The organism is Neobacillus drentensis, from assembly GCF_036966985.1.
Lineage (GTDB): Bacteria > Bacillota > Bacilli > Bacillales > Cytobacillaceae > Neobacillus > Neobacillus drentensis_E.
This window is the reverse complement of sequence record NZ_JBALSN010000215.1, coordinates 720-13,727: the sequence shown is the minus strand read 5'-3', so window position 1 is coordinate 13,727 and position 13,008 is coordinate 720. Positions and strand designations below refer to the sequence as shown.

Sequence of the window (13,008 nt, the reverse complement as noted above, 5' to 3'; positions counted from 1 at the left end):
CTCCGCCCTACGATAAGTCAACATCGAATCGCCTCCGGCTCTTCGTGTTTCCTTTATCTCAGTTGGAGCGCTCCAGGCCATACGCCGCTGACCAGGGCGCTTGCGCTTTTCTCATTGATCAATTGTTCAGAGTGTATTTTGCCTCATTTAAAAGAATTATGTCGAAAAAATCTAAAAAACTGATAAAATAAAGTGATAGATTTAAAGTAGTTAGTAGAAAGAGTGATAGTTTTGAGCTGGTTCCAAAACCTATTTCAAAAATTAAGAAAAGAAGATGATGATGATGATGAATTTGAAGGTTACATAATACATAAACAAGAAGGTCTGCCGTTTCTAAACAAAAATGAAAGTGTTAAGGATTTAGAGACCAAGGTGTCCTATCAATACCCAAAAGGCAGTAATCATCCTTTTCATCCGCCAAAACTTAAGGAGACACCCAAGCCAAAAGAACAAACATTACGACAAAAAAGAAAAAATCCGCTCCCAGAACCGGATCATAGAATCATTAGGGAAAAACCAGAAGTTAAAATGGTTAAACAGGAACTGCCTAAACTTAAAAAAGAACCAACTAGTAAGAAGAGCGGTCCCTTTCAACCGACAGAAATTCCTTCTCCCGTTTTTGGGTTTAATCGGCCGAAGAATACGGAGAAAATTGTCGAGCATGAATTAAGCCACTTTCTAGAAGAGGATGAAAAAGATCTGATTGACAGTCTAACTCCTTCAGAAAGGATGACAACTGAAATAGAAATCATTAAACAATCAGAAATTGAAATGGAAATCCTCGATGTGGAAACAATTCATGGAGAAATGATTCAGAAAGAATTCGTAGAACCACAAGATGAAGACTCATTTGAAGAGGTAAAAGAATTAATAGCAGCAGATGATTCAAATGATGTGGAAGAGGATTTACCAGAATTCGAGACTATATTAGAACTAGAGACCATTTTAGAACTAGGTTCCGTAACAGAACCAGATTCGCTATCAGAACCAGAGTTCATTTCAGAACCAGAGTTCGTTTCAGAACCAGATTCCGTATCAGAACCAGAGTTCGTTTCAGAACTAGAGTCCTTCTCAGAACTTGAGAACACACCAGAACCAGAGACTATACCTGAACCCACAGTACCAAAGCGTTCCCATTTGCCATTTAATGTGATGATGTTAAAACAAGATAAACAAAAATGGGAAGAGCGAAAGAGAAATAGGGAAGTGGAAGCACAAGTTATGCGGCCACAAGAAAATGTTCAGCTGGAACAGAACAACCAAGTGATCGATCTATTTTCAAGAAAGGAAGAGATCACCCAGGATGAACCAGATGATGGTCAATATGGGTTTCCAACATCTAGTTTGCTAAACCCACCTGTTACAGTCGGGAATGATACGAAATGGTTGTTAGAGCAAGAAGAAATTTTAAACGAAACCTTAAAAAACTTTAATGTAGGCGCCAGTGTCGTTAATGTCACACAAGGTCCTTCGGTTACCCGTTTTGAAGTTCAGCCGGAGCCAGGAGTCAAGGTAAACAAAATTACCAACCTGACGGATGATATTAAGTTAAGCCTTGCTGCAAGAGACATTCGGATGGAAGCTCCAATACCAGGAAAGCATACGATTGGGATTGAAGTTCCAAACCAAAAGTCACGTCCTGTATTCATCAACGAAATTATTCAAAGCAGTACATTCAAGGAATCTTCCTCCCCTTTAACAGCCGTGCTTGGCCTGGATATTGCCGGAAAGCCGATTGTCACTGACTTGAAGAAAATGCCGCACGGTTTGATTGCTGGTGCGACAGGGTCAGGGAAGAGCGTGTGCATTAACACTATTTTGGTTAGCTTACTTTTTAAAGCCAGTCCTGAAGACTTAAAGCTATTATTAATTGACCCAAAAATGGTCGAACTCGCACCATACAACCGAATTCCCCATCTTGTCAGTCCTGTTATAACGGATGTTAAGGCGGCAACAGCTGCATTAAAATGGGCGGTCGACGAAATGGAAAGACGATACGAATTGTTTGCCCATACCGGTGTTCGTGACATTAATCGCTTTAACGAACTGGCAATAAAGCATAAACAGTATGCGGATAAACTTCCGTTTATTGTGATTATTATCGATGAGTTAGCCGATTTAATGATGATGTCACCAGCAGATGTGGAAGAAGCTATTTGTAGAATTGCTCAAAAGGCAAGAGCATGTGGAATTCATTTAATTGTCGCCACACAAAGGCCATCAGTTGATGTAATCACGGGCTTAATTAAAGCCAATATTCCTACCCGAATCGCCTTTTCTGTTTCTTCTCAGGTGGATTCACGCACAATCATTGATATTAGCGGGGCAGAAAAGTTACTTGGCCGCGGGGATATGTTATTTTTAGAAAATGGTTCATCTAAACCTGTCCGTTTGCAAGGAACGTTTGTCTCGGATGAAGAAATTGATCTGGTTGTAGGTCATGTAAGGGAACAGCGCGAACCGGATTACTTGTTTGAGCAAGAAGAATTATTAAAAAAAGCTCAAGTAACGGAAACGGAAGATGAACTTTTTTATGAGGCCTGTGAATTTATCATTGACCAGGGCGGAGCATCAACATCAAGTCTGCAAAGGCGTTTTAAAATAGGCTATAATCGTGCGGCAAGATTGATGGATATGCTTGAGACTAGTGGCTATATTACTAGTGCAAATGGAAGCAAAGCGCGTGAAGTATTAATTACCCATGCAGATTTAGAATCCATTTTAGAGGCTAATGCAAATAATTAATTGAGAGTATTCTTTCATGACAAGGATAAATAATATATAGTGAATAACTAGTCAGAATCTAAAGAATTTGTTTGCAAATAGTTTTTCGGGCTGATTAATGATATAATTATTAAATATGTTTTTTAGAGGTTATTGAAGTTATAGTGTACAATAGTCCTCTGTTTTCTTGTTAGCAAATACAGACAGATGTCATATACTGTTTTACAGATAGACGTTGTTGGAGGTTCTTCTATGACTATTTACCATTTTGTCGGTATAAAGGGGTCTGGGATGAGTGCACTCGCACAAGTTCTGCATGATATGAAATTTAAGGTGCAAGGCTCCGATGTCGAAAAGCGCTTTTTTACACAACTGGCCCTTGAGCAATCAGGGATTACCATTCTTCCCTTCCAAAAGGAGAATATCAAGCCAGGAATGACGATTATTGCAGGAAATGCTTTTCCTGATACACATGAGGAAATTCAAGAGGCGATGAAACTTGGGCTTCCTATTGTTCGTTACCATCGGTTTTTAGGTGACTTTATGCAAAACTTTACTAGTGTAGCAGTTACTGGTGCGCACGGAAAGACTTCTACAACAGGCTTACTGGCCCATGTGATTGAAGGAGCTAAGCCAACATCATTTTTAATTGGTGATGGGACAGGTAAAGGAAAAGAAGGCTCAGAATATTTTGTATTTGAAGCTTGTGAATACAGAAGGCACTTCTTGTCTTACTTTCCTGACTATGCGATTATGACGAATATTGATTTTGATCATCCTGATTATTTTGCAAATATTGATGATGTCTTTTCAGCGTTTCAAGAAATGGCGATTCAAGTGAAAAAAGGAATATTTGCTTATGGTGATGATGAACAGCTTCAGAAAATTCAGGCAAAGGTTCCTGTCTTGTTTTATGGTTTTGGCGAGGAAAATGACTATCAAGCAAAAAACCTTGTGAAGACAACCACTGGAACGACTTTTGATGTCTTCATTCGTAATACATTCTATGACACATTCACCATTCCAACCTTTGGCGATCATAGCGTATTAAACGCACTTGCCGTTATCGGTCTGTGTCATTATGAAGAAATTAGTGTAGAAGTAGTCAAGGACCAATTAATGACCTTCCAAGGTGTAAAGAGAAGATTTTCCGAAAAAAGAATCGGTTCACAAATATTAATCGATGATTATGCCCATCACCCGACTGAAATTAAAGCAACGATTGATGCGGCAAAGCAAAAATATCCCGACCGTAAAATTGTGGCTGTTTTCCAACCACATACCTTTTCACGCACTCAAGCGTTTCTTGAAGACTTTGCCAAAAGTTTAAGAGAAGCAGATAAAGCCTATTTATGTGAGATTTTTGGGTCTGCCCGTGAAAATCATGGAAAACTAACAATCAAGGATCTTCAGACAAGAATCGAAGGATCCGAAGTTATTACCGAGGAACATACTTCAGTTTTAAATGACTATGACAATAGCGTCATTATTTTTATGGGTGCTGGAGATATTCAAAAATTCCAGGAATCCTACGAAAAACAGTTAGCGAAATAATAAAGAAAGGATGCCAGCAAGTAGTTGGCATCCTTCTTTTTATTTTAAGTTTTCCGGATTTAAAACCTCTAACTCTGGAAGAACAAATAGGCCATCTTTTCGAATTAAGACACCGTCAAAATAGATTTCTCCGCCGCCATACTCCGGCCGTTGAATGTTAACCATATCCCAGTGGATATTAGAATGGTTGCCATTAAAGGCATCATCATAACATTGCCCAGGTGTAAAATGGAAGCTGCCAGCAATTTTTTCATCAAACAAGATATCTTGCATTGGATTAAGGATAAACGGATTAACACCAATAGCAAATTCTCCAATATAACGTGCACCTTCATCGGTATCGAAGATTTTATTAATCCGACTAGAATCATTTGATTCCGCTTCAACAATCTTCCCTTCTTTGAAGGTTAACTTCACATTTTCAAACGTAAACCCTTGGTATGGTGAAGGGGTGTTATACGTAATTACGCCATTGACTGAGTCGCGAACAGGAGCTGTATAGACCTCACCGTCAGGAATATTTAATCGTCCGGCACATTTTATGGCTGGTATATCCTTAATAGAAAAGCTAAGGTCTGTTCCTGGACCTGTAATTCGAACTTTGTCTGTTCGGTCCATTAGCTCTTTCAGACTATCCATTGCTTGATCCATTTTTCCGTAATCGAGGTTACAAACATCAAAATAAAAGTCTTCAAATGCCTCTGTACTCATTTTAGCTAATTGAGCCATGGAAGAAGTTGGGTAGCGAAGGACAACCCATTTTGTCTTTGGAACACGAATGTCGCGATGAACTTTTTTACCAATCGTGTTGCCATGGATTTTCATTTTATCATCCGGGACATCGGATTGTTCACTGATGTTATCACCGGACCGAAGACCTATGTATGCATCCATTTTACTCATTACATTTGCTTCGAATTCGGCCATCATGTTAAATTGCTCTTCTTGTGCTCCGAATAATAGTGAGCGGTCTACCTGATGGTCCTTTAACAGCACAAAAGGGTAGCCCCCGGCTAAGTAGGCTTCCTTTACGAGCGCGGTCACAAGCTCACGCTGCAGTCCAAAGTTCTCGATTAAAACCTTTTCTCCTTTTTTAAGCTGGATCGAATAATTAATTAAGTTTTTTGCTAGTTTCTCAATACGAGGATCTTTCATTCTTAACGCCTCCAACAAAAAATTATATCCTTACTCACATATTGTAACCGAATCCAGCCTTAAAGTTGAAAAATAAAACTTTTGTGACCATGTTGTTGAAATTTTTTAAGTGAAACGGCAGGAAAAGAGGACAAAAATATGGAAGTAGTATAAGATAATTAGCGAGGTTTATATCTATCCGTGATGGGATATACATATTGATAGGATTAAGGCGGAGGTGCATTATGCAAATAATTTTATACTTAAGCGTAGCCTTGATAGCAATCGCATTTTTTGTGCTTGTCATATTTTTATCGACAACGCTCAAATCATTTCAAGTTACCCTTACAAGTGTTTCAAAAACATTAGCTGGATTAGAAAAACAATTAGATGGTGTAACAGCTGAAACGACCATACTTTTACAAAAAACAAACGCATTAGCAGATGATCTCAAAGAGAAAACTGAAAGTTTAACAAGTGTTGTTGATGCCGTCAAGGATGTGGGCACAACAGTCACTAAATTTAATGGAACACTAAAAAATATTACAAAATCAGTGGATACCCAGGTTGAGGAAAGCAAAGAAAAAATTTCGCAAATTGTGCAATGGAGTAATGTCATTCTTGAATTAAAGGATAAATGGCAGGCAAGAAAGCAAGAAAAAAATGAGATTAGCTTAAATCAGGGTAAGAGAGTTAGATCACACTAGAAAATAGAGGAGGAATTTGAAGATGTCAAATAGGGATTTTGATTCAAGAGAGACGAATCAAGCTCGAAATGAAGAGTCATCCAATAGTTTTCTACTTGGTGCAATTATCGGAGGAGTAGTTGGTGCTGCTGCCGCACTTTTTCTGGCTCCCAAATCGGGAAAAGATCTTCGGAATAGGTTTAGTAACCAAGCTGGTTCCATTATCGATAAAACATCGACAATAAGAGAAAATGTTATGAGCAAAAGTAATGAATTAGTCTCTAAAAGTTCCTCCTTGTCCCAAGGGATTGTCCTGCAATCTACCGGACTATTGGATAAGGTAAAAGGAAAAATAACAAATCAGAGCGAACAGGTAGACGATTCAGAATCAACCTATATTCCCATTCAGCCCTTACAAGAAAAAAGTAAAGCAAAGAAATCCATCGAAAGTGGGACCTTAGACAGCACTGAAATAAGAAGAAAAATTGAAGAAGCAGAAAAGGCATTAGAAGAGGAAGAAAATAAGGTTAAACTTTAAAAATTGATGAGTTGAATCAGTTTATTTGTGATAGAAACGGTGGAGTGATAAAATTACTTCACCGTTTATTTCATTTTTGGAGGAATGTACACATGTTAGAGAAAATTGATACCGTAGAACAATTTGATGAAGTATTAAAAAAGGAGAGTAAGTTCTTTCTTTTGAAGCACAGTTTAACATGTCCAATTAGCCATGCAGCTTACAAGGAATATGAAAAGTTTGCAAATGAAAATCAGTCTGTACCTACTTATTTCCTAGCCGTTCAGGATTCTCGTCCATTATCTAATGAAGTGGCAGAAAAATTTCAAATCAAACATGAATCGCCGCAAACGATCCTGTTTTCAAATGGGGAGCCATTATGGAATGCTTCTCACTGGAAAATTACAAGCCGTTCCTTAACAGGTGCCGTAGGTGAAAATCAATAAAACTATTTAGGTTTTCGTTAATGGACAAGCTGATTTCGTTCTATTATCATACAAATACTTTAGTGCTTAAAAGCGTCTAAGTGAAAAAGAATAGTGGGAGAAGACATGAAAAAAAATCATCAGAACTTACAAAAAGGATTATTACCAAGGCATGTCCAGTTTATTGCTTTGGCTGGTATGATTGGGACGGGGATATTCAAAGGCAGTTCCGATACATTAGCCATTGCTGGACCTAGTGTAGTCGTTGCCTATTTAATTGGCGGTCTATTACTATTTATCATAATGGCAGCCCTAGGGGAAATGGCGCTTGCTTTTCCAAATTTAAATGTACAGCATTTAGTAAACAAAGCATTTGGTTTCCAAGTTTCTTATATCGTCGGATGGCTCTACTGGATCAACTGGACTCTTGTTACGGTTGTTGAATTACTAGCTGCGGGAAGTTTTCTACAATTTTGGTTTCCTACGATACCTTTATGGCTGTTAAGTTTCCTTTGTGCAGTTGTAATCGTAGGAATCAATTTAACTCAAGTAAAAAATTATGGGGAGCTTGAATTTTGGTTTGCAGGAATTAAAATCATTGCACTAGTGGCCTTTATTATCTTAGGCTTTTCACTCCTTTTTGGTATTATTCCTAGCTCGATTCAGGATCCACTCTCTAACTATACAGCTCATGGCGGATTTTTCCCGCACGGAATGGGTGGAATGTTCAGCGCATTTTTAGTCGTCATGTTTTCTTATGGCGGTGCGGAATTAATCGGGGTAGCTATAACCGAAACAAAGGATGCCGAGCGAGTATTGCCAAAAATTATTAAAGGTGCTGTATGGCGTGTCATCATTTTTTATATATTACCAATTCTAATCATTTGTGGACTCATGCCTTGGGACAAAGTTACTGGTACAGACAGTCCCTTCGTTCAGGTCTTTAGTGCAACGGGTTTACCAGGAGCAGCACACATTATGAACTTTGTCCTTTTGACAGCCGTCCTATCGGCTGCAAATTCAGGAATCTATGCGACATCAAGAACGCTATTTTCGATGGCACAAAGTGGTGTTGCACCAAAGGTTTTGGCAAAACTCTCTGCAAAGGGAATCCCATTAACAGGAATTATGCTTACGAGTGTCTGTATGCTAGCAGGTGTTTTTCTAGCTTATTTAACACCTAGTCAGGTTATCGGCTATCTTATGACCATTCCAGGGTTTACAGTCATGTTACTCTGGATTAGTATTTGTGCAGCGCAGTTAAAACTAAGACCACTTTACAAGAATCAACCGGCTTTCCAAGTAAAATGGTTTCCATATACGACCATATTCGCACTTGTATCTTTAAGTATTATCTTTATTGGATTTGTGTTTAATCCAAATAATATTATTGGTGCATCGGTAAGCTTAGCGACAGTTGGCTTGCTGATCATTCTCTCCTTTCTTGTTAGAAAAAATGGGCAGAATAAAATTCCCGTTTAATAGATACAGAAAAGGCCAGCAATTTTTATTTGCTGGCCTTTTGCTGTTTCACACAGATATCTTCGAAAAGTATTCGATCACATATTGACGAAATTGTTGACTTGCCTCAGATAAATAACGCCTCTTTGACCAGCCCAACCCAATGGTTCGTTTGCATTTGGGTTCAATAATTCTCAGTTTATTTGGAAAGGGGTTCAAACGATGAATCCAAGAAATTTCGGGAATGAAAGCAATCCCTAATCCTTGTTGAACCAAATCCCCTATTACCCCCGGTTCATCCCCTTCAAAAGCAATATTTGGAACAAATCCTGCCTGTCGACAAAATTCATCTGTTAGATTTCTAAACCCGAAACCTGAATTCATACCGATAAAAGGCTCGTTCTTTACTTCATGAAGAAATATTTTCTCTTTCCTCGCAAGCCTGTGTTCGGGCGGAACAATTAAGTAAATCTCTTCTGTCATTAGCGGTTCCCAAACGATATCTGTCCCCTCAATAGGCACCGATGAAATACAAAAATCAATCTCAGCCTTTTCAAGTTGGCTTTTCATAGTGGAAGTGGACTCGAGGACTTGTTGAAATTTCACCTCGGGATAATGCTTTAAAAAAGAACTTATTAACTCAGGAAGGACTCTTGGAATACTGACCGCTAAAGTAATTTGAGTTTGTCCCTGATGTGCCTTGTCTGCAATTTCCCTTTTCCCTTCATTTAATTCTAAAAATATCCTATTGACTCGCTCTAAGAACATCTTTCCGTATTCGTTTAGTCGAAGTTGACGATTTTTCCGATCAAATAAAGGAACACCCAAATCTTCCTCTAATCGAGCTATGGTTTTACTTAATGAGGGTTGGGCAATTTGAAGTTCTTCAGCTGCTTTGGTCATATGCTCAAGTCTGGCAACGGTCTGAAAGTACTGTAATTGTAAAAATTCCATGAATAATGCCCCCCTATCAATAGCTTGAAAGCTACTAAATGATAACTAATTATATATTATACAATATACTAAAAACTATTTATCATAGTGATTATGTTAAATAATTCAATTCCAAAGGGGTAATTATGAAAGGATTTCATTTAGTATTTAGAGATTTAAAGATGATGTGGCATCATAAGCACGGACGGATCGCCTTAGTATTCCTGTTAATAGTTCCATTAATATATTCCGGTTTCTTTCTAGCGGGCTATTGGAATCCCTATGGACGGTTGGATCAACTTCCAGTCGCTGTTGTCAATCTAGATAAAGGATCGCTGATGGATAACAAGTCCATTGAGGCAGGTAAAGAATTTGTCAAAAACTTAAAAGAAAATAAGGATTTGAACTTCTCCTTCCTCTCTGAAAAGACCGCAAATCAAGGGTTAAAAGACGGGAAATATTATATGGTGCTGACGATTCCAAAAGATTTTTCACAAAAAGTCAGTACATTAATGGATGAGCATCCAGAACAGGCAAAACTGAAGTATAAAATAAATCCAGGGAAAAACTTCGTTGCTTCACAGATTAGTACTACCGCAACGGAAAAAATGAGAGCAAAAATAGCAGCAAGCATTACGAAATCCTACGCAGATGGTGTATTTTCAAATTTTGTTGATTTAGCAGACGGGTTACGTGCTGCCGGCGACGGTGCCTCAAAAATTAATCAAGGAACAATCGATGCCAAAACTGGAATGGTTCAGCTTTCAGATGGTGTCCACCGCTTAAATGATGGTGCAGAAAAACTAGAGGATGGAAGTAAACAGCTTTCAAACGGTCAACAAAAATTAACTCAGGGGCTTGATGGCTTAAAAGAGGGCTCACAATCACTTTCAACTGGCATGGAAAAGCTTTCTGACGGTCACGCAAATTTAGAAACTGGGATGGAGCAATTAACGGAAGGCATGAAATCTTTAGCTCTGAGTGGTGAAAAGTTATCCCAAGGGCAAGCAGGGATGAAAAACACGACAGATGATTTAACGGAAGCCGTGGAGCAATTTTTGCAAAATCACCCTGAGATGAAAGATGATGCGACCTTCCAACAAATTGCTGCCATGTCAACCGGTCTATCAAAAGCAGCTGATTCATTGAGCAGTGGTCAAGCCCAACTTGCGCAAGGTGCAAAGCAATTAGTTCAAGGACAAACAAAAGTCCAAGATGGAATGAAGCAGTTTGGTAATAAAATGGAGGATGCATCGAACGGGGCAAAAAAATTGTCTGAGGGAACTGTACAATTTTCCAATGGTTTCTCTCAATGGGAAAATGGTTTTGCTTCATTAAACGATGGAATATTTGCTTTAGCAAACGGGGGAAGTAAACTGGACAACGGCACCAATCAGTTAGTAGATGGTTTAGATCAATTGACAGTTGGTTCAGATGAGTTAGCCACTAAATTAAATGATGCAGCGAACCAAACGTCAAGTATCCATAATAATGATCAATTAACTTCCATGTTTTCTGAACCGGTTAAATTAGTAGAATCAGATTTATCTGAGGTTCCGAATTATGGTACGGGAATTACACCCTATTTTCTGTCCCTGGCATTTTATGTAGGGGGAATTATGGCAGCGAACATTCTTCCATTAGGACGCAGACAAGACTTAATGGTTAATGGAACGCAGCATTTTATAAATAAACTCGGGCTGAAGTACTTGATTGCATTAATTCAGGTCTTATTTGTAGATTTGGTCGTACTTTTTGGATTTAAAGTACATGTGGCAAGTATACCAATGTTTATTTTATCCAGCATCATTGTATCCCTAACCTTCATGACGTTCATCCTTATGTTAGTGACCGTGTTTGGAGTTGCAGGGAAATTTATGGCTGTCACACTGTTAGTTTTACAATTAGCAACATGTGGTGGGACATTCCCAGGTGAATTGAGTAATCCTGCCCTTAGCAAGATCGGAAGCATTTTACCAATGGCTCATTCATTACGGAGCTTCCAAGAGGTGATCTCGCTAGGAGATTGGGCAAGGCTTCAACAGCAAATACTAATCTTACTTTTATATCTAGTAATAGCTGGAGGTATTGGATGGGTGACAAGTCACCTTCAACATTCCAAACCTTCTGTGGAGGCTTCTCATTAGGGACTAAAAAAGTGATACCCAACATTACATGGGTATCACTTTTTTTATGCTATTTGTCCTCAGGCTTTTCCTTCGCTGGATGAAGATGTTCGACTTCGGTTACATCTGTCTCGACAAATAGCCTAAGTGCCGACAATTTATTTTCCCAAAATAGTTCAAAATATTGGAGCCAATCTTTTAATTCAACTAAAGGTTCCGGCTCAAGCTTGTACCTTGTTTCCCTTCCCGCTTTCCGTTCATTAACCAGCCCCGCCTCCGCTAATACACGGAGATGCTTAGAGACAGCAGTACGGCTTATCGGGAAATGCTCACTTATTGCCGTTACAGGCATCTCTTCTTTGCTAAGCAGTTTTAACAGCTTTCTTCTTGTTGGATCAGCGATGGCTTGAAAGACATCATGCTTTGCCGAGGAAGCTGCCATTTATGCCTCAACATATCCCTGTAATTTTTTCACAAGACCTGCCCAGCCCTGATTCATATGTTCACGGATTGGAGTATGCGGTTGACCAAATTCAGTGACTTTATTCGCATCCCAACCTCCATGAATTAATGTTAACTCCGTTTTATCATCTAGTTCTTTTAGTTCGAATGTGAGTGTCCAATCTTTACCCCAGTTAAAAGATAGACGGTTTGGAGGATCAACATGTGTTACCTTACATGGCGACATACCAAATTGTGCTGCATTTAAATGAAACTCATGACCTTCAACTGCCTGAAGATCATTCGGCATGAACCAAGCACTTAGACCCTCTGCTGTAGCCACTGCATCCCATACTTTTGCAATCGGAGCATTATAAACAATCGTATACTTTATATCCTCTAATGTTGCCTGTGACTCGTTACTCATTAATAATTTGCCTCCTCAGATTTTGCTGCGAATTGCGAAACCTTTTGGTTTCATAAAAATACTATATAACACCATTTGGTTGCACGTCAAGCGGATTTTTTTAAGGCTGTTTGCATCTAAGTGACTTTAATCTTGATTCTGATATTGTTTGGGTCACGTAGACCCCTTCTACGTGACTTTAATCCTGATCCTATATTTTTTGGGTCACATAGCCCCTTTCTACGTGACTGTAATCCTGATTCTAACATTATTTAAGTCACGTAGACTCCTTCTACGTGACCCTTGTCTTGATTCTAATTCTGTTTGGGTCACGTAGACCTGATCTACACCACTGTCTTTATATTTCTGCTTCTTAACATGCTATTGAACAATATTTTTCCCATAAAAAATTTCATCCATCTCGATCTTTAACCGCTCAGTAATTTCAATATGTTCATCAGGGGTTAAAGTGTCTTTGGTATATCCAAATAAATAATTATTTAAATCGAATTCACGCAGTTTGCATTTCGTGTGAAAAATATGCTCTTGATAAACATTGACGTCAATCATATCGAATAATTCACCAACATCATCAGGGATA

At 38.7% G+C, this 13,008-nt stretch carries 11 protein-coding genes and 1 pseudogene; 7 read left to right on the top strand and 5 right to left on the bottom strand.

Features of this window, described 5'->3' with window-relative positions; translation table 11 throughout:
* Nucleotides 1-771: 771 nt before the first annotated feature.
* Together V7659_RS14795 and murC are read left to right on the top strand one after the other, a co-directional pair.
* Nucleotides 772-2,745, top strand: coding sequence for a DNA translocase FtsK (locus tag V7659_RS14795; protein WP_420491245.1), 1,974 nt, complete (start codon nt 772-774; stop codon nt 2,743-2,745).
* 231 nt (nt 2,746-2,976) lie between these two features.
* A complete protein-coding gene (gene murC, locus V7659_RS14790) occupies nt 2,977-4,278 on the top strand; it encodes a UDP-N-acetylmuramate--L-alanine ligase (RefSeq protein WP_335452873.1) in 1,302 nt (433 codons plus the stop codon).
* A gap of 39 nt (nt 4,279-4,317) precedes the next feature.
* On the opposite strand, the gene V7659_RS14785 is transcribed toward murC, so the two are convergent.
* Nucleotides 4,318-5,433 (bottom strand): aminopeptidase, encoded by a 1,116-nt coding sequence (locus tag V7659_RS14785; RefSeq protein WP_335452876.1) that lies wholly within the window; start codon nt 5,431-5,433, stop codon nt 4,318-4,320.
* Between the two features lie 224 nt (nt 5,434-5,657).
* Here V7659_RS14785 and V7659_RS14780 point away from each other — a divergent pair, with 224 nt between their 5' ends.
* The 4 genes from V7659_RS14780 to V7659_RS14765 all read left to right on the top strand — a co-directional run bounded on the left by V7659_RS14780 (nt 5,658) and on the right by V7659_RS14765 (nt 8,522).
* Nucleotides 5,658-6,119: a DUF948 domain-containing protein gene (locus tag V7659_RS14780; protein WP_335452879.1), complete on the top strand. Its 462-nt coding sequence runs from the start codon at nt 5,658-5,660 to the stop codon at nt 6,117-6,119.
* Between the two features lie 22 nt (nt 6,120-6,141).
* Nucleotides 6,142-6,636 carry a YtxH domain-containing protein gene (locus V7659_RS14775; RefSeq protein ID WP_335452882.1) on the top strand — a complete coding sequence of 165 codons (495 nt, stop codon included), beginning with the start codon at nt 6,142-6,144 and terminating at the stop codon, nt 6,634-6,636.
* A gap of 92 nt (nt 6,637-6,728) precedes the next feature.
* On the top strand, nt 6,729-7,061 hold the full coding sequence (gene ytxJ / locus V7659_RS14770) for a bacillithiol system redox-active protein YtxJ (protein ID WP_283875457.1): 333 nt from the start codon (nt 6,729-6,731) through the stop codon (nt 7,059-7,061).
* A gap of 105 nt (nt 7,062-7,166) precedes the next feature.
* A complete protein-coding gene (locus tag V7659_RS14765; protein ID WP_335540649.1) occupies nt 7,167-8,522 on the top strand; it encodes an amino acid permease in 1,356 nt (451 codons plus the stop codon).
* A 48-nt stretch (nt 8,523-8,570) separates the two neighbouring features.
* Here the strand turns inward: V7659_RS14765 and V7659_RS14760 are convergent, their stop codons facing one another.
* Nucleotides 8,571-9,455: a LysR family transcriptional regulator gene (locus V7659_RS14760; protein ID WP_335540648.1), complete on the bottom strand. Its 885-nt coding sequence runs from the start codon at nt 9,453-9,455 to the stop codon at nt 8,571-8,573.
* A gap of 125 nt (nt 9,456-9,580) precedes the next feature.
* Here V7659_RS14760 and V7659_RS14755 point away from each other — a divergent pair, with 125 nt between their 5' ends.
* Entirely contained in the window at nt 9,581-11,581 is a 2,001-nt protein-coding gene (locus tag V7659_RS14755) for a YhgE/Pip domain-containing protein (protein WP_335540647.1), read from the top strand.
* A gap of 49 nt (nt 11,582-11,630) precedes the next feature.
* Here the strand turns inward: V7659_RS14755 and V7659_RS14750 are convergent, their stop codons facing one another.
* The 3 genes and pseudogenes from V7659_RS14750 to V7659_RS14740 form a co-directional block, all read right to left on the bottom strand.
* Entirely contained in the window at nt 11,631-12,002 is a 372-nt protein-coding gene (locus V7659_RS14750) for an ArsR/SmtB family transcription factor (protein WP_335540646.1), read from the bottom strand.
* Entirely contained in the window at nt 12,003-12,428 is a 426-nt protein-coding gene (locus V7659_RS14745; protein WP_335540645.1) for an SRPBCC family protein, read from the bottom strand.
* A gap of 360 nt (nt 12,429-12,788) precedes the next feature.
* A pseudogene (locus V7659_RS14740) lies at nt 12,789-13,008 on the bottom strand (adenosylmethionine decarboxylase); the annotation flags it as partial.